General features: G+C 68.9%; 22 protein-coding genes. 10 read left to right on the top strand and 12 right to left on the bottom strand.

The genetic code is table 11. From position 1 onward, the window contains the following. The first annotated feature begins 67 nt into the window (after positions 1–67). On the top strand, positions 68–1,051 hold the full coding sequence (locus tag AB6807_RS16705; RefSeq protein WP_116914187.1) for a LysR substrate-binding domain-containing protein: 984 nt from the start codon (positions 68–70) through the stop codon (positions 1,049–1,051). Positions 1,052–1,087: 36 nt separating this feature from the next. On the opposite strand, the gene AB6807_RS16700 is transcribed toward AB6807_RS16705, so the two are convergent. Next, positions 1,088–1,705, bottom strand: coding sequence for a 5-formyltetrahydrofolate cyclo-ligase (locus AB6807_RS16700; protein WP_116914186.1), 618 nt, complete (start codon positions 1,703–1,705; stop codon positions 1,088–1,090). Between the two features lie 9 nt (positions 1,706–1,714). Between AB6807_RS16700 and AB6807_RS16695 the strand changes: the two genes are divergently transcribed. The 3 genes from AB6807_RS16695 (at position 1,715) to AB6807_RS16685 (ending at position 5,165) form a co-directional block, all read left to right on the top strand. Then, complete coding sequence (locus AB6807_RS16695) at positions 1,715–3,757, top strand: transglycosylase SLT domain-containing protein (RefSeq protein ID WP_371085446.1); 2,043 nt, start codon at positions 1,715–1,717, stop codon at positions 3,755–3,757. 37 nt (positions 3,758–3,794) lie between these two features. Next, positions 3,795–4,349 carry an MgtC/SapB family protein gene (locus AB6807_RS16690; RefSeq protein WP_286513628.1) on the top strand — a complete coding sequence of 185 codons (555 nt, stop codon included), beginning with the start codon at positions 3,795–3,797 and terminating at the stop codon, positions 4,347–4,349. Between the two features lie 132 nt (positions 4,350–4,481). Further along, a complete protein-coding gene (locus tag AB6807_RS16685; RefSeq protein ID WP_286513631.1) occupies positions 4,482–5,165 on the top strand; it encodes a glutathione S-transferase family protein in 684 nt (227 codons plus the stop codon). 31 nt (positions 5,166–5,196) lie between these two features. On the opposite strand, the gene AB6807_RS16680 is transcribed toward AB6807_RS16685, so the two are convergent. Then, the gene (locus AB6807_RS16680; RefSeq protein ID WP_116914182.1) at positions 5,197–5,922 is read right to left on the bottom strand and encodes an OmpW family protein; all 726 of its coding nucleotides are present in this window, start codon (positions 5,920–5,922) and stop codon (positions 5,197–5,199) included. Positions 5,923–6,086: 164 nt separating this feature from the next. Between AB6807_RS16680 and AB6807_RS16675 the strand changes: the two genes are divergently transcribed. The 4 genes from AB6807_RS16675 to otsA all read left to right on the top strand — a co-directional run bounded on the left by AB6807_RS16675 (position 6,087) and on the right by otsA (position 11,625). Further along, positions 6,087–7,280 (top strand): multifunctional CCA addition/repair protein, encoded by a 1,194-nt coding sequence (locus AB6807_RS16675; protein ID WP_371085445.1) that lies wholly within the window; start codon positions 6,087–6,089, stop codon positions 7,278–7,280. Between the two features lie 210 nt (positions 7,281–7,490). After that, on the top strand, positions 7,491–8,315 hold the full coding sequence (otsB, locus tag AB6807_RS16670) for a trehalose-phosphatase (RefSeq protein WP_371085444.1): 825 nt from the start codon (positions 7,491–7,493) through the stop codon (positions 8,313–8,315). Beyond that, complete coding sequence (locus AB6807_RS16665; protein WP_371085443.1) at positions 8,312–10,243, top strand: glycoside hydrolase family 15 protein; 1,932 nt, start codon at positions 8,312–8,314, stop codon at positions 10,241–10,243. Before otsB ends, AB6807_RS16665 begins: the two co-directional genes overlap by 4 nt. Then, positions 10,240–11,625, top strand: a complete 1,386-nt coding sequence (gene otsA, locus AB6807_RS16660) for an alpha,alpha-trehalose-phosphate synthase (UDP-forming) (protein ID WP_286513643.1) — start codon at positions 10,240–10,242, stop codon at positions 11,623–11,625. Before AB6807_RS16665 ends, otsA begins: the two co-directional genes overlap by 4 nt. 87 nt (positions 11,626–11,712) lie before the next feature. On the opposite strand, the gene AB6807_RS16655 is transcribed toward otsA, so the two are convergent. After that, positions 11,713–12,051: a hypothetical protein gene (locus AB6807_RS16655; RefSeq protein ID WP_371085442.1), complete on the bottom strand. Its 339-nt coding sequence runs from the start codon at positions 12,049–12,051 to the stop codon at positions 11,713–11,715. 173 nt (positions 12,052–12,224) lie between these two features. Here AB6807_RS16655 and AB6807_RS16650 point away from each other — a divergent pair, with 173 nt between their 5' ends. Then, positions 12,225–13,670, top strand: coding sequence for a PLP-dependent aminotransferase family protein (locus tag AB6807_RS16650; protein ID WP_116914215.1), 1,446 nt, complete (start codon positions 12,225–12,227; stop codon positions 13,668–13,670). 52 nt (positions 13,671–13,722) lie between these two features. On the opposite strand, the gene AB6807_RS16645 is transcribed toward AB6807_RS16650, so the two are convergent. From AB6807_RS16645 to hisN, 5 genes are read right to left on the bottom strand one after another with little or no spacing between them, the layout of a single operon-like run. Further along, a complete protein-coding gene (locus AB6807_RS16645) occupies positions 13,723–14,169 on the bottom strand; it encodes a DUF1877 family protein (RefSeq protein WP_371085441.1) in 447 nt (148 codons plus the stop codon). Beyond that, positions 14,166–15,746 (bottom strand): tetratricopeptide repeat protein, encoded by a 1,581-nt coding sequence (locus AB6807_RS16640; RefSeq protein WP_371085440.1) that lies wholly within the window; start codon positions 15,744–15,746, stop codon positions 14,166–14,168. The genes AB6807_RS16645 and AB6807_RS16640 overlap by 4 nt, the downstream gene beginning before the upstream one ends. 24 nt (positions 15,747–15,770) lie before the next feature. Beyond that, positions 15,771–16,697, bottom strand: a complete 927-nt coding sequence (locus AB6807_RS16635; RefSeq protein ID WP_371085439.1) for an ROK family protein — start codon at positions 16,695–16,697, stop codon at positions 15,771–15,773. A gap of 19 nt (positions 16,698–16,716) precedes the next feature. After that, the gene (locus AB6807_RS16630; RefSeq protein ID WP_056509065.1) at positions 16,717–16,911 is read right to left on the bottom strand and encodes a DUF2905 domain-containing protein; all 195 of its coding nucleotides are present in this window, start codon (positions 16,909–16,911) and stop codon (positions 16,717–16,719) included. A gap of 10 nt (positions 16,912–16,921) precedes the next feature. Then, a complete protein-coding gene (gene hisN / locus AB6807_RS16625) occupies positions 16,922–17,698 on the bottom strand; it encodes a histidinol-phosphatase (RefSeq protein WP_286513664.1) in 777 nt (258 codons plus the stop codon). 150 nt (positions 17,699–17,848) lie between these two features. Here hisN and AB6807_RS16620 point away from each other — a divergent pair, with 150 nt between their 5' ends. Next, the gene (locus AB6807_RS16620) at positions 17,849–18,259 is read left to right on the top strand and encodes a DUF5329 family protein (RefSeq protein ID WP_116914173.1); all 411 of its coding nucleotides are present in this window, start codon (positions 17,849–17,851) and stop codon (positions 18,257–18,259) included. A gap of 31 nt (positions 18,260–18,290) precedes the next feature. On the opposite strand, the gene AB6807_RS16615 is transcribed toward AB6807_RS16620, so the two are convergent. From AB6807_RS16615 to AB6807_RS16600, 4 genes are all read right to left on the bottom strand, one after another. Continuing rightward, positions 18,291–19,160, bottom strand: a complete 870-nt coding sequence (locus AB6807_RS16615) for an ABC transporter permease (protein ID WP_116914172.1) — start codon at positions 19,158–19,160, stop codon at positions 18,291–18,293. Between the two features lie 131 nt (positions 19,161–19,291). Then, positions 19,292–20,059: an ABC transporter ATP-binding protein gene (locus AB6807_RS16610; protein ID WP_371085641.1), complete on the bottom strand. Its 768-nt coding sequence runs from the start codon at positions 20,057–20,059 to the stop codon at positions 19,292–19,294. A 164-nt stretch (positions 20,060–20,223) separates the two neighbouring features. Further along, positions 20,224–21,246, bottom strand: a complete 1,023-nt coding sequence (locus AB6807_RS16605) for an ABC transporter substrate-binding protein (RefSeq protein ID WP_116914171.1) — start codon at positions 21,244–21,246, stop codon at positions 20,224–20,226. Between the two features lie 19 nt (positions 21,247–21,265). Then, positions 21,266–22,162: a TauD/TfdA dioxygenase family protein gene (locus AB6807_RS16600; protein ID WP_371085438.1), complete on the bottom strand. Its 897-nt coding sequence runs from the start codon at positions 22,160–22,162 to the stop codon at positions 21,266–21,268. Positions 22,163–22,397 lie beyond the last annotated feature (235 nt).

Here is a 22,397-nt window from a genome sequence, read left to right as displayed (position 1 = left end):
GTAGGCTACTGATGCGGGTTTCGCATCAATCGGTTTGGACATCCCCCGCACTCCTGAACTTACATTCATGCAGCATTCGCAAACCCACCTGCGTTCCCGCCCGATTTCCGCCGGCCACCTGCGCGCCTTCGAGGCCGTGGCCCGGCACCTGAATTTTCGCGCCGCCGCCGAGGAAATGGCCCTGACCCAGTCGGCCGTGAGCCGACAGATCCAGTCGCTGGAAGAAGAGGTGGGCGTGGCCCTGTTCCTGCGCCACACACGGGCCGTGGAGCTCACCAGCGCCGGGGCGCTGCTGTTGCTGGCGGTGCAGCAGTCGCTGCCGCGCATCGACACGGCCGTGCGCCAGATTCGCCAGAGCGCGGGGCGCCAGAGCGTGTCGCTGACCACCTTCGCGTCGTTCGCGTCGATGTGGCTCATTCCGCGGCTGGAGGCCTTCCAGCGCGACAACCCCGAGATCGACATCCGCATCGACGCCAGCGACGTGGCGGTCGACCTCGAGGTGGCCGACGTGGACATCGCCCTGCGCTACGGCCCGCGCGAGACCATGCCGGCCACGGCCGTGCGCCTGTTCGGCGAAACGCTGACGCCGGTGGCCAGCCCCTGGCTGCTGAAGAGCAACCCGCCCATCAAGACGCCGGCCGACATCACGCGCTTCACGCTCATCGAGGCGGGCGACGCGCACCGCACGCACCTGGAATGGCTGACCTGGCGGCGCTGGTTCGAGGTGAACGGGCTGGAGCGCGCGAGCCCCAAGCGCTGGCTCTACTTCAACTACGCCTACCAGATGGTGCAGGCCGCGCTCACGGGCCAGGGCATCACGCTGGCGCGCAGCTCGCTGATTGCCGAGAGCCTGGCCAACGGCGACCTGGTCGAGGTGCTGCCGCAGCACCGCATGGATTCACCGATGGCCTACTGGCTGATTGCCGGGCCGCGCAACGCGCTGCGGCCCGAAATTCGCGCCTTCTGGGACTGGCTGCAGCTGCAGGCCGCGACCACGCGCGAAACGATCGGCGAGGTGCCGGACCCGGACACCGTCGACGACATCGACTGAACTGAGCCGGTTCGGCTCAGCCCGGTCCGGCTCAACTCAGCTCATCGGCCAGACGACCCCGTTGTCGTTCAGGATGGCGTCCAGCGGCAGGTCGTGCGCCTCGGGCTCGAAGTCTTCGAGAAAGCCGTGCGTGAAGCCCAGCCCCACGGTGAACGGCCGGGGTTCCAGCGCCGCCAGCGTGCGGTCGTAGAAACCGCCGCCGTAGCCCAGCCGGTAGCCGCCCGCGCTGTAGCCCACGCAGGGCACGAACAGCAGCGTCGGCACGATGAGCTCGGTGTCCTTGGGCTTGGGAATGCCGTAGGCGTCTTCTTCCATCTGGCAGCCCGGGTACCAGGCATGGAAGGTCAGCGTCTTGTGAACTTTGTCGATCACCGGCAGTCCGATGCGGCGGCGCTGGGACTCTTCCATGAGCTCGCCGTCTTCCTTCCAACGATGCAACGCAGGCAACGGATCGAACTCGCCCTTGATCGGCCAGTAGGCGCCGATGACGGTGTCGGGCCGCCCGACCAGCCAGATGCGCATCACGCGCTGCAGCAGGTCCGCGCGTGTCAGCCGGTCCGGCATGGCCAGGCGTTGTTCGATCAATGCCTTGCGCAGTTGATCCTTCAGAAAACTCGCCGTCGCCGAGGTGTCGGCATCCTTTGACTTGTCCATAATCCCCCGATGCAGTTCCCAAGCATTTTGGCACCCCAGCGCTACCGCCCGCGCCCCTCATTGCGCAGCACGGCACCGGCACTGGTCTTTTCCGCTGTCCTGGCCCTCGCGGCGTTGCTTTCCCATCGACCCGCCGCGGCCCAGGCCAACACCAACGACGACGTGCTGGTGCAGATGAAGCAGGCCTTCCAGCGCGGCGACAAGGCCCGCCTGACCGGCCTGCTGCCGCAGGCACGCGGCCATGCCCTGGAACCTTGGGCCGCCTACTGGGAACTCAAGGCGCGGCTGCAGGAAGCCGCCCCCAACGAGGTGCAGGACTTCTTCGCGCGCTACCCAGGCACCTACCAGGAAGACCGCCTGCGCAACGACTGGCTGCTGCTCACGGGCCAGCGCCGCGACTGGGACAACTTCTCCGCCGCCGTCGCCGGCTTCCGCATGGGCGACGACCCGCAGGTGCGCTGCTACGCCGTGCTGGTCGACGCTCTGCGCAGCGGCACCGCCACGCAGGCCCAGGCCGACGAGGTGCGCCGCAACTGGTTCAGCCAGAAGGAAGCCGACGACGGCTGCCTCACCGCGGCCGACCGCATGTTCGCCGCCCGCCTGCTCGCGCCCAACGACTTATGGAAGAAGGCGCGCCTGGCCATGGAAGCCAACCGGCCCCAGGCCGCGCGCGCCGCCGTCACCATGGCCGCACCCGATGCGCTGCCGCTGTTCGAGGAGCTGAACGCCAGCGCGGCCAAGTTCCTGACCGGCCGCGCCTTCGTGGCCGCCAAGTCGCGCAAGGAGCTGGTGGTGCTGGCGCTCGTCAAGGTCGCCATCGCCGACCCCGAGCAGGCCGCCACGCAGCTCGACAGCAAGTGGGGCCCCATGCTTTCGGCCGAGGAGCGCAACTGGCTCTGGGGCACCATCGGCCGCGCCGCGGCGCTGAAGCTCTGGCCGCAGGCCGGCACCTACTTCGCCAACGTCACGAAAAACGCCGACCTGTCCGACGACATGCTGGGCTGGCGCGTGCGCGCCGCCCTGCGCGCAGGCCAGTGGAAAGAGGTGGCGCCCGCCATCAACGCCATGAGCGAAACCGCCCAGCTCGACCCGACCTGGGTCTACTGGAAGGCCCGCGCACTGGCCACCGAGCGCAGCGAAGAGCGTCGCGCCCAGGCCCGCGAGCTCTACCAGAGCATTGCCGGCTCGCGCGGGTTCTATGAAATGCTGGCGCTCGAGGAGCTGGGCCAGCGCACCGTGGCCGCCACCCGCCCCGCCCCGCTCACGCCCGAAGAAAGAGCCGCCGCACGCGCCAACCCGGCGCTGGCCCGCGGCCTCTACGCCATCGCGATCGGCCTGCGCCCCGAAGGCACGCGCGAGTGGAACTACGCCACCAACCTGCACGACAAGGGCGGCATGGACGACCGCGCGCTGCTGGCCGCGGCCGACTTCGCCTGCCAGCGCGAGGTGTGGGACCGCTGCATCAACACCAGCGAGCGCACCAAGGGCGTGGTCGACGTCGAGCAGCGCTTTCCCATGCCCTTCCACGACACGGTGCTGCGCAAGGCGCAGGACATCGGCCTGGACCCGGCCTACGTGTACGGCCTGATCCGCCAGGAAAGCCGCTTCATCATGGACGCGCGCTCCGGCGTGGGCGCCTCGGGCCTGATGCAGGTCATGCCCGCCACCGCGCGCTGGACGGCCCGCAAGATCGGCCTGACCGATTTCTCGCCCGGCCAGATCAACGACCGCGAGACCAACATCACCATCGGCACCAACTACCTGAAACTGGCGCTGGACGACTTCGATGGCTCCATGGCGCTGGCCGCCGCCGCGTACAACGCCGGCCCGGGGCGTCCGCGCAGCTGGCGCAACGGCCCGGTCGTCGAGGCCGCCATCTGGGCCGAGAACGTGCCCTTCAACGAGACGCGCGACTACGTGAAGAAGGTGCTGGCCAACACCACCAACTACGCCGCCATCATCAGCGGCCGCCCGCAGTCGCTGAAGGAACGCCTGGGCCGCGTGGGGCCGCGCGACGCGGCCGAGCCCGAACCGAACAAGGACCTGCCCTGAGGTCGCGACATGAGCTCCGCGACATGAGGTCCGCGCCATGAGCTGGCACGACGAAGTGCTGGCCACCATCGCGTCCGAATTCTCGGACGTGACCGACGTGGCGCAGCTCACGCGCATCGTGCTGCGCCTGACGCTGGCGGCGGTGCTGGGCTTCGTGCTCGGCTTCGAGCGCGAGCAGCAGGGCAAGGCGGCCGGCGTGCGCACGCACATGCTGGTGGCCATCGGCTCGGCGATGTTCGTGCTGATTCCGCAGCAGACCGGCATCGTGCCGGCCGACATGAGCCGCGTGATCCAGGGGCTGGTGGCGGGCGTGGGCTTCCTGTGCGCGGGCACCATCCTGAAGCAGGGCAAGGACGAATCGCATGTGCAGGGCCTGACCACCGCCGCCGGCCTGTGGATGACCGCCGCCATCGGCATGGCCTGCGGGCTGGGGCGCGAGGCCACCGCCGTGCTGAGCGCGCTGCTGGCGCTGGCCGTGCTGTCGCTGGTGCCGCGCCTGGTGGGCCTGCTGGAGCGCGCCTTCGGCAACGCGAACGAAGCCGGCGCGCAGGCGCGGGTGATCGCCTCGCCGGAAGACACGCCGCGCCGCTGAGCGCCGGCGCACGTCCAGCCCCTAGCCCAGGCCCGGGCATCAATTCGCGCCGCGTTCGGCATCAATGCCGCGGCAGCGCGCCGCTAGCATCGAAGGCTTTGTTCTCGCATCGCAACATACCGGAGGCCCCTCATGCGCAAGCTCTATATCGGCAACAAGAACTACTCGTCGTGGTCCATGCGTCCCTGGGTGCTGATGAAGCAGGCCGGCATCGCGTTCGACGAGGTCATGGTGCGCTTCGACTCCTTCGACGCCGACTCGGCCTTCAAGAACGCCATGGCCGCCCTCAACCCCGTGGCCAAGGTGCCGGTGCTGGTCGACGGCGACCTGGTGGTGTGGGACACGCTGGCCATCGCCGAGTACCTGGCCGAGACCTTCCCCGAGAAGCAGCTGTGGCCCGCCGCCGCGGCCGACCGCGCACGCGCGCGCAGCGTGTGCGCCGAGATGCACTCGGGCTTCGGCGGCCTGCGCGGCCACTGCGGCATGAACATCGAGGCCTCGCTGCCCGAAGTGGGCGCGCGGCTGCTGAAGGAACAGCCCGAGGTCGCCAGCGACCTTGCGCGCATCGTGCAGATGTGGAGCGGCCTGCTCGACGCGCACGGCGGGCCGATGCTGTTCGGCGGCTTCGGCATTGCCGACGCCTATTTCGCGCCCATCGGCACGCGCATCAAGACCTACGGGCTGCCGGTGCCGGCGCAGATCTCTGACTACATCGAGCGCGTGCAGGCGTTGCCGGGCATCAAGGCCTGGATCGACGACGCACTGGCGGAAAAGGATTTCCTGCAGTTCGAAGAGCCCTACCGCACGGGGCGGTAAGGCTGTCGAACAGAGAGAGGGAACGAGGCGGTCAGAACCGGTAGGTGGCCGCCACGTACGTGACGATCGGGTTCAACTTCAGGCTGGCTTCGCTCGTGGCCACGGGCGTGCCGTAGATCGAGGTGGTCGTCAGCTTGGCCTTCGTCTTCAGCGGGATGTAGGACACCGAGAACGACACGCCCCAGTGCTTGTCGAACTGGTAGGCCGCGCCCACGTTGATGACCGGTGCGAACGAGCTGTCGAGCTTGGCCGTGGTGTTCACCGCCAGCGGCGACTGGCGGAACTGGCTGGCCAGCGCGCCCTGCAGGTTGGAGGTCAGCTTGACGTCGCTGTACCAGACATAGGTCGCGCCCAGCCCGACGAACGGACGGAAGGCGTCGGTGCCTTCGTTGAAGAAATACTTGCCCAGGATGGTCGGGCTCCACTGGCGCGCCTGGCCCAGCTCGCCCACGCGGCCCAGCGTGCCGGTGCCGTTGAGCTTGAACTTGGGCGGCACGCCGAACACGCCTTCCACGGCCCAGTGGCTGTCCAGGAAGTACGTGGCGTTCAGGCCCAGGGTGTCGGAGTCGCTCACGCTCGCGCCGGAACCGGCCAGCACCGCCGGGAACGGCGAGGTCACGGTCAGCGGCTTGCTGGAATCCTGCGGTGACAGATGGAACCAGCCTGCGCCCACGACCCAGTCGCCGGCCTGTTGCGCCATGGCGCTCCCGGACGCGAGCGCGCCCAGAGCCGCCAGCGCAATCATTGTTTTCTTCATGATGTGAATTGCTCCTTTGGTTGAAAGATCCCTCTGCGGATTCGGGCGACGGCTTGTGATTGCCGCTTGAAACCGCTCGTTCGACGAAAGATTGCCCGGTCCGCGGGGCGATTATCGAACGACCGTTCTTTTTTACGAGTGAGGAGAATCCCTACACTGCGCCGATGCATATTTTTCTCGTCGGCGGCGCCCTGCGCGACCGCCTGCTCGGGCGCCCCGTGTCCGACCACGACTGGCTGGTGGTGGGCGCCACGCCCGAAGAAATGACGGCCCGCGGCTACCTGCCGGTGGGGCGCGACTTTCCGGTGTTCCTGCATCCGCGCACGCGCGAGGAGTACGCGCTGGCCCGCACCGAGCGCAAGAGCGCGCCCGGCTACCGCGGCTTCACGGTGCACGCCGCGCCCGACGTCACGCTCGAGCAGGACCTGGCCCGCCGCGACCTCACCGTCAACGCCATTGCGCTGCCGGCCGAACACGTGAGCGCCGACGGCCGCTTCGACCCCACGCCCGATCACCTGGCCGACCCCTTCCACGGCCAGCGCGACCTGCGCGACAAGGTGCTGCGCCACGTGACCGACGCGTTTCGCGAAGACCCGGTGCGCATCCTGCGCGTGGCGCGTTTCGCGGCGCGCTTCGACGACTTTTCCGTCGCGCCCGAGACCATGGCATTGATGCGCGAGATGGTCGCCGCCGGCGAGGCCGACGCGCTCGTGGCCGAGCGCGTGTGGCAGGAGCTGTCGCGCGGGCTGATGGAGGTGCGCCCCTCGCGCATGTTCGAGGTGCTGCGCGACTGCGGCGCGCTGGCCGTGCTGCTGCCCGAGGTCGATCTGGCGGGCCGGTTGATGAACGTCGTGGACACCAGCGCGCGGCTGCGCGCGTCGCTGGCCGTGCGCTTCACGTGCCTGGTGAACGACTTCGGCAAGGTGGCCACACCCATCACACCCGCCACGCCCGACCTTGCGCCGTTGCACGCGCTCTGCGACCGCTGGCGCGTGCCCGTGGACATCCGCGAGCTGGCCGAGGTGGTGGCGCGCGAGCGGGGCCACCTGCACGACAGCGACGCGCTGGACGCCACGGGCCTGGTGCGCCTGCTGGAGCGCTGCGACGCCTTCCGCAAGCCTGCGCGCTTCACCGAGGCGCTGCTGGCCTGCGAGTGCGACGCGCGCGGCCGGCTCGGGCTGGCGGAAGACGCCGCGTACGCACCAGGGCAGCGGCTGCTCGCGGTGCTGGCGACGGCCGCCGCCGTGCCCACCGACGTGGTGGCGCGCGCCGCGCAGCAGGCCGGAGCGACCGGGCCGAAGATCGGCGAGGCGATCCACCGGGCACGCGTGGAGGCGGTGGCCGCGTCGCTGGCCTGATCCGCAGGAGTTTCGGGTCTTGCTCCTTCCCCTTCTGGGGGAAGGCTGGGATGGGGGCAGGCCTTCGATGAGGCGCAGCGCTTGCTCGGAAGCCGTCGTGCCCCCACCCCAACCCTCCCCCAGAGGGGGAGGGAGCCAATACCGCCCGCCACTCACCTTCCGGCTTTGGCCGACACGCGCCGCCGAACTCGCGTGTTATGGTTTTTCCCAATGCCAAAGTCCTCCAGCAGCAACGAACAGTTGCCTCCTCCGTTGGGCCGTGATGCAGCCCTTTTTCTCGACTTCGACGGAACGCTCGTCGGCCTTGCGCCTACGCCCGAAGCCATCGAGATTCCCCCTGCACTCGTCTCCCTGCTCGGCGACCTGAGCGACCAGCTCGGCGGCGCGCTCGCCGTCGTGTCGGGCCGCCAGATCGACTCCATCGACCGCTTCCTGGCACCGCTTCGCCTGCCCGCCGCCGGCGAGCACGGCGTGCAGCGGCGCGACGCCAAGGGCCACATGCAGGAGCAGCGCGCGCCCGACCTCGTGCCCATCCTCGAGGTGGCCAACGAACTCGCGCGCGTGCACGAAGGCCTGCTGGTGGAGCGCAAGCACGCCGCCATCGCCCTGCACTACCGGCTCGCGCCGCAGCTGGAAGCCGTGTGCCGCGACGCCATGTCGCGCGCCATCGCCCACGACCCGCAGTTCGAGCTGATGCACGGCAAGTTCGTGTTCGAGGTGAAGCCCGCGGGCATCAACAAGGGCATCGCCATCGACGCCTTCATGACCGAGGCTCCGTTCGCGGGCCGCACACCGGTCTTCCTGGGCGACGACACCACCGACGAGAGCGGCTTTGCCGTGGTGCAGCCGCGCGGCGGCATCGCCGTGAAGGTGGGCTCGGGCCCCAGCTTGGCGCTGCACCGCCTCGAATCGCCGCGCGCCGTCTATGAATGGCTGGTGCAGGCGCGCGACCAGCTCGCGGGGCCGAAGAAGGCACCGACCCCGGAGGCCCCGGATACCCCGGAGACCCAGGAATCACCGAGGAGCCCCGAATGAGCGAACCCCAACTGGCAACGGCCCCCGAAGAGCGCGCCGGCCAGGCGCTGGCGGGTGCCGCCGGCCCCGACGATCGCGCCCCCGTCGACGCACACGCCGCCGCGACCCCGGGCCCGCGCGGCTTCGGGCCGCCGGCCGAGCCCTCGCTCAATGTCGGCGTGATCGGCAACTGCGCGTACAGCGCGCTCATCGATTCGCGCGGCCGCGCCGTGTGGTGCTGCCTGCCGCGCTTCGACGGCGACCCGGTCTTCAACGCGCTGCTGCACCCCGGCACGCCCGATGAAGGCGCCGGCGCCTGGGCCATCGAGATCGAAGACTTCGCGCAGGCCAGGCAGTGGTACGAGCCGAACACGGCCGTGCTGCGCACGCAGCTGTTCGACAGCGCGGGCCAGGGCATCGAGATCACCGACTTCGCGCCGCGCTTCTACAGCCGCTCGCGCTACTTTCGCCCGCTGATGATGGTGCGCCGCGTGCGCCCGATTGCCGGCGCGCCGCGCATCCGCGTGTCGCTGGACCCGCGCTTCCAGTGGGGCGCCACGGCGCCGGTGGAGGTCACGCGCGGCAGCAACCACATTCGCTACGTGGGCCCCGACGTGACGCTGCGGCTGAACACCGACGCATCGATCTCCCACATCCTCTCGCGCCAGCCCTTCGTGCTCTCGCGCGAGTACAACTTCATGTTCGGCGTGGACGAGACGCTGACCGACGGCATTGCCGACACCGCGCGCAAGTTCGAGCAGGAAACCATCGCCTACTGGCGCACCTGGACCAAGCGGCTGGCCATTCCCTTCGAGTACCAGGAGGCGGTGATCCGCGCGGCCATCACGCTGAAGCTCTCGCTGTACGAAGACACCGGCGCCATCGTCGCGGCCATGACCACCAGCATTCCCGAGGCGCCTGGCAGCCAGCGCAACTGGGACTACCGCTACTGCTGGCTGCGCGACGCCTTCTTCGTGGTGCGCGCGCTCAACTCGCTGAGCGAGGTGGGCACCATGGAAGACTATCTGCGCTGGCTCGGCAACGTGGTGATCGGCTCGCACGGCGAGCACATCCAGCCGCTGTACGGCATCGGGCTGGAGCGCGAGCTGCCCGAGTCTTTTGTCGACGGGCTGCCCGGCTACCGCGGCATGGGGCCGGTGCGCGTGGGCAACCAGGCGCAGGAGCACTTTCAGCACGACGTGTACGGCAACATCGTGCTCGGCGCGGCGCAGGCCTTTCACGACCACCGGCTCCTGAGCCGCGCGGGCCTGGCGGAGTTTCCGCACCTGGAGGCCGTGGGGGAGCAGGCGGTACGCGTCTACGGCACGCCCGACGCCGGCATGTGGGAGCTGCGCACGCGCGCCCGCGTGCACACCAGCTCGGCGCTGATGAGCTGGGCCGCCTGCGACCGGCTCGCCAAGATCGCGCACGCGCTGGCGCTGCCCGAGCGCGCCGCGTACTGGGGCGACCATGCCGCGCGCATGAAGGAAGAAATTCTCGAGAAGTCGTGGTGCGAGGAGCGCCAGGCTTTCGCGGAAAGCTTCGGCGGGCACGAGCTCGACGCGAGCATCCTGCTGATGGTGGAGGTGGGCCTGATCGACGCGCGCGACCCGCGCTTCATCTCCACGGTCGACGCCATGGAAAAGTCGCTGTGCGACGGACCGTACATGCGCCGCTACGAGGCCGCCGACGACTTCGGCAAGCCCGAGACGGCGTTCAACATCTGCACCTTCTGGCGCATCGACGCGCTCGCCAAGATCGGCCGCAAGGCCGAGGCGCGCCAGATCTTCGAGACCATGCTCGCGGCGCGCAACCCGCTGGGCCTGCTGTCCGAAGACACCCACCCGGTCACGGGCGAGATGTGGGGCAACTTTCCGCAGACCTATTCGATGGTCGGCATCATCAACGCGGCCGTGCGCCTGTCCGCTCCCTGGGATTCGTGCATATGAGCCGTCTCGTCGTCATTTCCAACCGCGTGGCCGATCCACGCAAGCCCGCGGCCGGCGGCCTGGCCGTGGCGCTGGGCGAGAGCCTGCAGCAAAGCGGCGGCCTGTGGTTCGGCTGGAGCGGCCAGATCGTCGAGGGCGGACCGACCGGCGAAGGCGAGCTGCACAAGCACCAGGCCGGCAAGGTGACGCTGGCCACCATCGACCTGAGCCGCGAGGACCACGACAGCTACTACCTGGGCTACAGCAACGACGTGCTGTGGCCGGTGTTCCACAACCGGCTCGACCTGGCGCATTTCGACGCCGGCTTCATCGGCGGCTACCGGCGCGTGAACCAGCTGTTCGCGCGCAAGGTGCTGCCGATGCTGCAGGACGACGACATCATCTGGATCCACGACTACCACCTGATTCCGCTGGCGGCCGAGCTTCGCGCGATGGGCTGCAAGCAGCGCATCGGCTTCTTCCTGCACATTCCGCTGCCGCCGCAGATCATCACCGCGGCCATTCCGCAGCACGAGTGGCTGATGCGCTCGCTGTTCTCCTACGACCTGATCGGCTTCCAGGCGCAGCAGGACGTGCAGCACTTCGAGCACTACGTGCGCAACGAGGCGCGCGGCGAATACCTGGGCAACGACATGTACCGCGCCTACGGGCAGACGGTGCGCTGCAGCGCGTTCCCCATCGGCATCGACGTGGACGAGTTCCTGGCGCTCACGCACGCGAAGGAAGCGCGCGACATGTACGAGACCATGAAGCGCGAGTACTCCAGCCGCAGGCTGCTGCTGGGCATCGACCGGCTCGACTATTCCAAGGGCATTCCGCAGCGGGTGCGCGCCTTTCGCGAGCTGCTGGCCAACTACCCGGAGAACCGGCGCAGCGCCACGCTGATACAGATCGCCTCGCCCACGCGCGAGACGGTGGACGCCTACGGCGACATCCGGCGCGAGCTCGAGTCGCTGTGCGGCGCCATCAACGGCGACTACGGCGAGCTCGACTGGATGCCGGTGCGCTACATCCACCGCATGGTCGCCCGCAAGCGCGTGCCGGGGCTATGCCGCGCGGCGGCCGTGGGGTTGGTGACGCCACTGCGCGACGGCATGAACCTGGTGGCCAAGGAATACATCGCGGCCCAGGACCCGGCCGACCCGGGCGTGCTGGTGCTGTCGCGCTTCGCGGGTGCGGCCGAGCAGTTGAAGGAAGCGCTGCTGGTGAACCCGTACGACACCCACGGCACCGCGGAAACCGTTCAGCAAGCGCTGCACATGCCACTGGAAGAGCGGCGCGAACGTCACCAGAAGCTGCTGTCACGCATTCGCGAGCAGGACATTCATTGGTGGCGGACCAGCTTCCTGGATGCGTTGCGCGAGGCTGCGAGCGAGCGCTGAGCTGTTGTCGGGTGGGGGCTGTTGTTCAGGGCGCGATCACGCCGGCGGGGCATCCGTTTTCTCGGATGTCCCCCTGACCACACAAGCTCACCATCCAGTGAGCAACCGCACGAACCGCATCACAGGCCGCGCCTCTTCGGCAACCACGGCCCGGGAAGGCAAAGCCACCGGCGCATGCACCCGCAAGTGCACGGCAGTGAGCGCGGTCACCTCGATCCAGCCCCCCTGCGGCATCCGGTGCACGTCGCCCTCGGCGAGCAGCGTCTCGGTCATGAACACCGTTTCGCCGAACCAGCCCGGCGGCGACACCACGCGGGCGCGGCCTTCGGCCAGCTGAAGCCAGGCGCCCGCGTCGACCGACGTGCGCAGGGACTGGCCGGGTGCGAGAACGATGGAATCTGGCGCTTGGGAAAGGGTGGTGATCATGACGGACCTCGGGTGAATCGAGGCTCCATCGTAGGAATTGCACCGCTGTAAAAACAGGCACACGCCATGGCTATTGCGACCGGAACAGCCGCTGTCAAAAGCCATCTGTTATGGTCTTTTTCCCGGGCAACTGCATCTGTTTTCCGACGCCCGATGCGGGGAACATCGAACCCATGGACTCGCTACCGCTCTACCGCCAGCTCTCCGCGCACTACGTGGATGCGATCCACACCGGCTCGCTCAAGCAGGGCGACAAGATGCCCTCGCTGCGCAGCCTCATGCGGCTGCACGACATCAGCCTGTCGACCGCGCTGCAGGTCTGCCGCGCGATGGAAAGCGACGGCTGGGTCGAGGCGCGCGACCGCTCGGGCTACTTCGTGCGCCGCCCCCAGCGCATGGCCATCGCGCCCATGGAAGAACCCGTGGCCGACGTGCCGCCCGACCCGGCGCAGTTCGTCAGCATGCGCGCGCGCATGGCCAACTTCATGGCGCGCGGCCGGCACACGGGCGTGAAGCTCAACTTTGCGATTGCCCGCGCCGCGCCCGAGCTGTACCCCGCCGAGGCGCTGCGCAATTCGATGACCCGCGCGCTGCGCCAGCGGCCCGAGCTGCTGACCACCTCGTCGTCGCAACGCGGCCACGAGCAGTTTCGCGAGGCCCTGGCGCAGCGCAACCTGCGCATCGGCATGACGGTCGCGCCCGACGAGGTGCTGGTGACCAACGGCTGCATCGAGGCGCTCAACCTCGCGCTGCGCGCCATCGCCAAGCCCGGCGACACCGTGGCCGTGGAGTCGCCCACGTTCTACGGGCTGCTGCAGGTGCTCGAGAGCCTGGGGCTGCGCGCGCTGGAGATTCCCACCAGCCCGCAGACCGGCATCTCGCTGGAGGCGCTGGACCTGGCCATCCACACCTACGACGACATCAAGGCCGTGGTGGTGGTGCCGCACCTGCAGAACCCGATCGGCAGCGTGATGCCCGACAGCCACAAGCAGCGGCTGGTGCACCTGTGCGAAAGCCACGGCATCGCGCTCGTCGAGGACGACACCTACAGCGACCTGGTGGAAAGCGACACGCCGCTGCGCGCCATGAAATCGTGGGACCGCACGGGCAACGTGATCTATTGTGCGTCGCTGCACAAGGTGCTCGCACCCGGGCTGCGGCTGGGCTGGATCACGGCCGGGCGTTGGCATGCGCAGGTGGAAATGCTCAAGTACGCGCAAACCCGCAACAACGAGGCGCTGGCGCAGATCGCCGCCGGCGAGTTCATTGCCAGCGGCGCCTACGACCGCCACCTGCGCCGGCTGCGCGAGCGGCTGCACGTGCAGCGCGACCAGACGGCGGACGCCATCGCCAAGTACTTTCCGCCGGGCACGCGGCTCAACCTGCCGCGCGGCGGGCTGCAGCTGTGGGTGGAGCTGCCGGAGCAGCGCTCGTCGGTGACCGTGTTCGAGACGGCGCTGCGCGAGCACATGCTGGTGGCGCCGGGCGCGCAGTTCTCGAACTCGGGGCGCTTCGACAACTACCTGCGGCTGAACTGCGGCTGGCCATATTCGAAGGCGGTGGACGCGGGACTGCAGCGGCTCGGGCAGATCGTCGCGGCGGTGCGGCCGCCGGGCTGACGCTGTCGGCCTGTCGGCTTGCTGCGTGCCTGCGTGCCTGCGTGCTCGCCGGTTAAGCGATGTAGAACACGACCGCGTCGCGCCGCCCCGCCGCCGCGGCGAAGAAGCGCTTCACGCCTTCCAGGAACGCCGCGAGCTCTGTCGTCGCGCCCTGCCACAACGTCGCCCGGTAGAGCTCGGCGAACTTCGCCGGCTCGCCGGTGAACTTCGCCACCAGCCCGCGCACCTCGCAGGCGGCGAGCCGCGCCGCGGCGCGCTCCACGTGCGCGGCCGTGAAGTAGATGCAGCCCAGCCCGTCGGTGCCTTCCAGCATCTCGCCGTCCACGGCCTCCGGCAGCAGCGCGCGCACCACGTCCCAGGCCTGCTCCACCGTCTGGCTGTCGTGCGGCCCACCCAATTCGGCGGGCGAGTGCAGGAAGCCCGACACCGTCGACGGGTCGATCACCAGCGCGCGCAGCCGGTACCGGTCGAGCGCGTAGAAGCCCGCGCCGATGCTCATGTGCTGGGCTCCATGCGCGCGGCATGCGCGACGGCGGCCAGCACCATGCTCACGCTGTCGATGTTGCGCTGCGCGCTGTCGATGTTCTTGAAGTGGTCGGGCGTGCAGATCTGGTTGAGCAGCAGCGTGCGCTTGAAGTGCATCAGCGCCTGGCGCAGGTCGCCCTCGTCCTGCGCGATCAGGCCCAGGTCGTTGTGGGCGTTGGCGGCGGCGATGGAAATGCCGCGGCAGCTGCGCTGCTGGATGGCCAGCGAGCGCTCGTACAACGGCCGGGCGCGCGCGAAGTCGCGGCGGCCCATGAGCAGGCTGGCGAAGTTGTTCAGCATGTGCGAGTGCAGCTCGGCGTCGCCGTCGCCGTCGCCCGATGCCGTGCCGGCCTCGGCAGCTTCATTCGCCGTGCTTGCCGCACTGTCCAGCTTGTCGAGGTGCACCAGCGCGCGCGCGTAGCAAAGCTCGGCCTTGTCCTCCTGGCCCGACTCGGCGTACAGAAAGGCCAGGTTGTTGAAGGCCCGCAGCACGCTGTCGCTGGAGCCGCCCTTGGCTTCCGCGATGGCCATGGCGATGGTCTTCTTGTAGAGCGCCTCCGCCTCGTCGGCGCGACCGGCCGCGGCATGCAGCAGGGCCAGCGTGTTGGTCGGCCCGCGGCGCCAGCCGTCGTCCAGGCCGAGCTGGCCGATCATCGCGAGCGCCTCGTGGGCCGAGGCCTCGGCCTTGTCGTTCCACTGCAGCCGGCGGCACAGCTCCGCATAGCCGGCCAGCTGCCGCACCACGGCCTTGCCCGGCCCGCCGCACAGTTCGCGGCTGGCGGCGACGGCCTCGGCGCCGAAGCGCTCGGCGCGCGGCAGGTCGCCCTGGGCCAGCGCCTCGTGGCAGCGCATTTCGCGGTCTTCGAGCAGGTTGGTCAGCAGGGCGGCCCGGTCGGAGGCGGCACCGCGCGCAAGGCGCGCGCTCTCACGCTCGTCGATGCCGGCCTGCGTGAGGGACAGCGCCTTGCGCGCGATGTCCATGTCTTCGGCGGACATGCCGACCTTGCGGCCGATGGCCAGGCTTTCCTCGATGGCGGCCTTGGCCTTGTCGAAGGCCTTGAGCTGGCAGCAGGCCTGCCCGAGCATGCACAGCGACATCGAAAGGTTGGGGTGCGGCCCCTTGAAGACGCGGCGCGCGGTGGCCACGATCTGCTCGCCGATGGCCACGGCGCGGGCCCAGTCCTGCGCCTCGGCGGCGGCGACGAACTGCGCCTGCAGCCGGTTGGCCTCGGCAAGATCGGCGAGGTCGGCGGGGTCGTAGCGCCGGGGTTCGGACCCGCTCGCACGCAGGCCGCCGCCCTGGCGCACGCGCCGGTGCACCCAGTAGATGTCGAACAGCAGCCACACCAGCAGCACGGCCAGGGCGAGCCGGGGAATGCGCACATCGACCGCCCCGACGACCTTGCCGATGCCGCCCACGCCGAACAGCAGCAGCGCCAGTTGCGCCGCGCCGCCCACGTAGCTGCGCAGGTAGAAGCGGTGCGCGCCCAGGAAGCCGCCCACGGCCAGCAGCAGGTAGGCAAGACCGGGGCGGCGAGGCGACGCGGTCATGGTGCGCCGGTTCGGGTGAGTTGCTCAGTCGAGCAGCGCAAGCGCCGCGTAGTCGCCGACCTTGTCGCCAAGGCCGGCGGGCACCAGCCGCACGCCGCGCGTGAGCGGCACCAGCTTGCCGTCGATCTGCGCCTGCAGGCGCGGCAGCACGAAGTCGCGGTGGTGCCAGAACACGCTGCCGCCCAGGCTGATGCATTGCAGGTCGAGCGTGATGACCAGGTTGTAGAGCAAGCGGCCCATCACGCGGCACAGCGCGTCGACGGTTTCGAGCGCCTTCGGCTCGCCGGCCGCCGCCGCGGTGAAAAGTTCGGCCGCGTCCTGGTCGAAGCGCCGCGCAATGGAGTTGCCGGCAATGAGGCCTTCGACGTCGCCCACGTTGCCGCAGCCGCACAGCGCGTGGCTGTCGTCGTCCACCACGAAGCTGTGGCCCGCATGGCCGGCGTTGCCGTTCTTGCCGCGCAACGCCCGGCCTCCCACGCACAGGCCCACGCCCACGCCGGTGCTCCAGGTGACGTAGGCGCAATCGTCGATGCCCTTGAGCGCGCCCCAGTGGCGCTCGGCCTCCAGCGCGGCCACGGCGTCGTTCTCGACGCGCACGCTGCCGAAGCGCTCGGCCAGCGGGGCTTCGATGATGGCGGTCATCCATGTGTTGGGCAGGCCGCGCGAGGGGCCGGCAATGCCGCCGCAGATGTTGGGCGTGGCCAGCTCGACCTTGCCGTCGCGCAGCTCGAACGGGCCGGTGGACGACACGCCCACGCGGTCGATGGTGGCCGGGTCGACGCCCTGCTCCGCGCAGACCTCGTCGATCATGCGGATGATCTGCACCGCCACGGCGTCGTTGTCGCCGGTCTTGGCGGTCGGCTCGCTGCGGCGGCCGATGAGCGGCGCGTCGCTCGAGGCGGAAAGGCTCACGGCCACCTTGGTGCCACCGATGTCTACGCAGGCTCTCATTGCGGTTTGTCTCTTCTCTTCAAAGCAGGCGCGCGACCAGCGCCGCGATCATGCTCAGCACCACGGTGCTGGCGATCGGCAGTTGCCACTCGCGGCCGAAGGCGCGGAATTCGAAATCGCCGGGCAGCCGTCCGAAGCCGAAGCGGCGCAGCCAGGCGGTCAGGCCGCTCATGAGCACCAGGGCAAGGACAACGACGATCAGCCAGCGGAACATGAACGACAGTCTAGGCCGACAGAATACCCATCGCTTGTCGGTGAAGTTCGGGCGTTGCGGCCGCGATGACCCTGCCGTCGGACTTCAGGCCCAGCGGCCGGCCCTGCCAGTCGGTGACCACGCCGCCGGCCGCCTCGATCAGCCCGGCCGGGCCGAGGTAGTCGTAGGGCTGCAGGCCGGTTTCCACCACCAGGTCGATGGTGCCTCCTGCGAGCTGCGCGTAGCCGTAGCAGTCGCCGCCGAAGCGGCGCATGGCGCACTGGCGGCTCAGCGTGTCGAAGGCCTGCCAGTCGGCGGGCGAGAAGATGTCGGGCGAGGTGGTGACGATGCGGGCCTTGGCCACCTCGGTGCAGTTGCTCACGCGCACGGGCTGGCCGTCGCGGGTGGCGCCGTGGCCGGCCAGGCCGATCCAGCGCTCCTTGAGCACCGGCATGTCGACCATGCCCAGCACCACGCGCCCGCCCTGCAGCACGCCGATGAGCGTGCCCCACAGCGGCGAGCCGGTGATGAAGCTGCGCGTGCCGTCGATGGGGTCGAGCACCCACACGCGCTCGGCTTCCAGCCGCTCGGGGCCGTGCTCTTCGCCGTAGATGCCGTCGGTGGGCACGCGGGCGCCCAGGATCTCGCGCATGGCGGTCTCGGCGGCGCGGTCGGCCAGCGTGACGGGGCTTTCGTCGGCCTTGGTGATGATGTCCAGCGGCGTGCGGAAGTAGTGCATCGACTGCGCGGCGGCGGCGTCGGCCAGGGCCTGGGCAATCGAGGAGAGGTCGGGGGTCGCTGGAGTCACTGGATTCACTGGGTTCGCGGAAGTGGAAGAGCTCATGAGACGGGGGAGAACGCGTGCCAAAACCTGCGATTAGACCCGAGCCGGCGCGCGTTTGACACGGGGGCCGCCCCGGGCCTAGCATGGCCCGGAAATTGCCAGCGAACACGACCCATGGCCCATTCCGAACCTTTCGCGCACTTCAAACGCCTGCGCGCCGTGCTGCTCACGCTGCTGCTCGGTGCGTCGGCCCTGCTGGCGCACGCCACGCCTTCCGCCACAGAGGAGCAGCTGATCGACTCGCTGATCCAGCGCGTGGGAAAGATGTCTTCGATGATCTTCCTGCGCAACGGCAGCGAGTACCGGGCCGCCGACGCCGCCAAGCACATGCAGGCAAAGTACGACTACTTCAAAAAGGAGCTGGTCACGGCCGAAGACTTCATCCAGCGCTGCGCGTCGCGCTCGGAAATGACGGGGCAGGCCTACAAGGTGAAGCTGCAGGACGGCGCGGTGCACGACGCCGGCGAGTTCCTCAACGGCGAGCTGCGCGCGCTGCGCCAGGGCGCGAAGAAATCCAGCGGGTGAATACGAACACGCTGTAGCACCGGCGTTCGCTTCAGCGCTGCTGGCCCCAGCGGCGCACCGTGAGCCGCTCCAGCGTCTTGAAGCCCAGGCTCTCGACCAGCAGGCCGATGAGCACCACCATGGCCAGCCCCGCGAACACGCGGTCGGTGTAGAGCTCGTTGCGGTTCTGGAAGATGTACCAGCCCAGCCCGCCCTTGCCCGACGAGGCACCGAACACCAGCTCGGCCGCGATCAGCGTGCGCCACGCGAAGGCCCAGCCGATCTTCAGCCCCGACAGGATCGACGGCAGCGCGGCCGGCACCAATATCTGCAACACGTAGCGCAGGCCCTTGAGCCCGTAGTTGCGTCCCGCCATGCGCAGCGTTTCGGGCACGCCCTGGAAGCCCGCGTAGGTGTTGAGCGCCAGCGGCCACAGCACCGAGTGGATCAGCACGAACACCAGGCTGCCGCGGCCCAGGCCGAACCACAGCAGCGCCAGCGGCAGCAGCGCAATGGCGGGCAGCGGGTTGAACATGGAAGTAAGCGTGTCCAGCAGGTCGCGCCCGATCTGCGTGGACACCGCGAGCGTGGTGAGCGCAAAGGCCAGCAGCACGCCCGCCAGGTAGCCCTGCAGCAGCACGGCCAGCGAGATGCGCACCTTCTCGATCAGCTCGCCGCTGGCCAGCCCCTCGACCAGCGCGCGGGCGGTGGCGGTGAAGGTGGGCAACAGCAGATCGTTGTCCTGCCAGCGCGCGGCCAGCTCCCACAGCACGGCGATGACGACCAGGATCAGGCCCTTGCGCAGCCAGGCCTGCGACCAGATGCGCGTGCCCAGCGGCAGGGTGCGTTCGACGGGCAGCTCGGTGAAGGGCTGGAGCGTGCGTTCGTATTCGGGGCGGATGGGTGGGGTGAGAGTGCTCATCGTGTGTTGCTCCTTCCCCCTTTGGGGGAAGGTTGGGATGGGGCGGCGCTTCGATCAGGCGTGACGTTGGACTGAAGGCCGCGTGCCCCCACCCCTGCCCTCCCCCGGCGGGGGAGGGAGAAAGACCGGGGTCACGGGGCGGCCGGCTCGTGCTCTTCCTCGAACAGCATGTCGTGGATGCGCTGCGCCGTGCCCTGGAACTCGACGCCGCCGATGCTCGCCATCGAGAAGCCGTGGCTGTTGATTTCCGCGCGCATGCGCCCCGGGTGCGGCGACAGCAGCGCGATGCGGTTGCCCACCACCAGCGCCTCTTCGATGGAGTGCGTGACGAACAGCAGCGTGAAGCGCACCTCGTCCCACAGCTCGAGCAGCTCCTGCTGCATCTTGCGGCGCGTGAGCGCGTCGAGCGCGGCGAAGGGCTCGTCCATCAGCAGCACGCGCGGCTGCATGGCGAGGGCACGCGCGATGGCCACGCGCTGCTTCATGCCGCCCGAGAGCTGGTGCGGATGCACGTCGGCGAACTTGGCCAGGCCGACCTTGTCGAGGTAGTGCAGCGCGCGTTCGTCGGCCTCTTTCCTTCCCAGCGTGCGCGAGGCGAGCAGCGGGAACATGACGTTCTGCTTGACCGTCTTCCACGGCGGCAGCTGGTCGAACTCCTGGAACACGACGATGCGGTCGGGGCCGGGCTGCGTCACGCGCCGGCCGTCGAGGCGGATCTCGCCTTCCACCGGCGGAATGAAGCCGGCCACCGCCTTCAGCAACGTCGACTTGCCGCAGCCCGAGGGGCCGAGCAGCACGAAGCGGTCGGCGGCGTGCACGTCGAAGCTCACGCGGTGCGTGGCGCGCACGACGCGCTCGGGGGTGCGGTATTCGAGGCTGACGCCATCCACTTGCAGCAGCGGCGCGGTGTGTTGCCCCTGTGCTTGCCCCCTCTCCCGCTCGCGGGAGAGGGTTGGGGTTGGGGTGAGGGCCGGTGACGATGCCGAAGGCTCCCCCCTCACCCCCGCCCTCTCCCGATGGGAGAGGGAGTCACCCCGGGATGGCAAGGCCGCTGCGGTGCCCATCAGTTCCCCGAAACGTTCTGCGCGTCGTCGAAGAAGTAGTCCTTCACCGAAGCCGGCTTGTTCTTGATCGCGCCCACCCGGTGCATGAACTCGGCCAGCGGATAGGTGTTCTGCGGCGTGGTCTTGAACTGCACCTCGGGGTTCTTGATGATCTTCAGCAGCAGCTCGCGGTCGAGCTTGGCGTTGCTCACCTTCAGGTAGATGTCCGCGGCCTTCTCGGGGTTGGCCGTGACGAACTTGGCTGCTTCGTCGAGCGCGTCGACGAAGGCCTTGTACGTCTTCGGGTTCTCGCTGCGGAATTTCTCGGTGGCGTAGAGCACCGTGGCCGACGAAGGTCCGCCCAGCACCTGGTACGAATTGAGCACGATGTGCGCGTTGGGATTGCCCGCGAGCTCCTGCTCCTGGAACGGCGGGTTGCCGAAGTGGCCGGTGATCTCGGTGCCGCCCTTGATGATGGCGGCCGCCGCGTCGGGGTGCGGCACCGCCACGCTGATCTTGTCGAGGCGGTTGAACTCCTTGTCGCCCCACAGCTTGGCCGAGGCGAACTGCAGCACGCGCGACTGCACCGACACGCCCACCGCGGGCAGCGCGATGCGGTCCTTGTCGGTGAAGTCGGCGATGGTCTTCACGTTCGGGTTGTTGCTCACCAGGTAGTAAGGAAAGTTGCCCAGCGAGGCCACGCCCTTCACGTTCTGCTTGCCCTTGGTGCGGTCCCACAGCGTGAGCAGCGGGCCCACGCCGGCGCCCGCGATCTCGATGTTGCCGGACAGCAGCGCGTCGTTCACCGCCGAGCCGCCCGAGAGCTTGACCCACTCGACCTTGGCGTCCACGCCCGCGGCCTTCGCGTGCTTTTCGATGAGCTTCTGCTCCTGCGCCACGTTGAGCAGCAGGTAGACGATGCCGAACTGTTCGGCGATGCGGATCTGGCCTTCGGCATGCGCGGAAGCCGAAAAGGAAAGGCTGCCGGCGAGAAGGCCGAGGCCGGTGACGAGGGCGGCGGCTTTGCGGGTGAAACGGTTCATGAGGGGTCCGGAAGAAAGATCAGAAAGGCGTGTCGCCGACGATGGTGGTGCGGTTGAGCCGGCGGCGCAGGTGGTCGGGCGTGCCGGCCGCCAGGTGCATGAGCGAGCGGTTGTCCCAGAACACCAGGTCGTGCGGTGCCCACGTGTGGCGGTACACGAACTCGGGCTTCACGCTGTGCGCGAACAGCTCGGCCAGCAGCGCGTCGCTTTCGTCCTGAGGCAGGCCGACGATGCGGGTGGTGAAGTGCTCGCTGACAAACAGCGCCTCGCGGCCCGTTTCGGGGTGCGTGCGCACCACGGGCTGCACCGCGGGCGCGACCTGGTCGATCTGCGCCTGCGAGAGCTTGGGCCGCCACGGGTTCTTCGCGCGCAGCTCCTCGTACTTGGCCAGGTAGCTGTGCTCGGCCTTCAGCGGCAGCACGCGCTGCTGCAACTCGGGGCTCAGCGCGTCCCAGGCCAGGTGCTGGTCGGCGAACAGCGTGTCGCCGCCTTCGCTGGGCAGCTCTTGCGCATGCAGCAGCGAGCCGAGGCTGGGCTTGGGCTTGTACGAGATGTCGGAGTGCCAGTAGACGCCGGCGTCGCCCAGGCCGATGGGTTCGCCGTTCTCCTTGATGTTGGAGACGATCAGGATCTCGGGGTGGTTCTTCAGCTGGAACTGGTGCAGCACGTGGATCTCGAGCGGGCCGAAGCGGCGGCTGAAATCGATGTGGGCCTGGGGGCTGACCTGCTGGTTGCGGAAGACGACGACGTGGTGGTCGAGGTGCGCCTTGTGGATGCGCTGGAAGTCTTCGGCGTTGATGGGTTTCGAAATGTCGAGGCCGACGATTTCGGCGCCTACGGGAGCGTCGAAGGGGCGCACTTCGAAGTGCTGGGATGCGGCTTTGGCCTCTGGCTCGTGGGGAAGAACGGCTGTCATGCCGGGAATGTAGGGGCGGGACTGCGGTTCCCCAACGAACTCTTAGTTGCTAGCTTATGACTTTGGCTTTTTGGGTTTGTTGGCCGTTTTTACTTCCGGGGCCGGGTCTCGCCCCGGCGGGCGATCTACTTTCTTTTGCTTCGCCAAAAGAAAGTAGCGGCGGCCTCAAATCCCAAGTGCAACGATGGGTTGGATATCGACATTCTGGTTGAAACAGTCTTCGAAGAGGACTTGC

The organism is Variovorax sp. RCC_210, assembly GCF_041355175.1.
Lineage (GTDB): Bacteria > Pseudomonadota > Gammaproteobacteria > Burkholderiales > Burkholderiaceae_C > Variovorax.
Note: the sequence above shows the minus strand (reverse complement) of the source record. Positions and strands in the feature narration are given on the sequence as shown.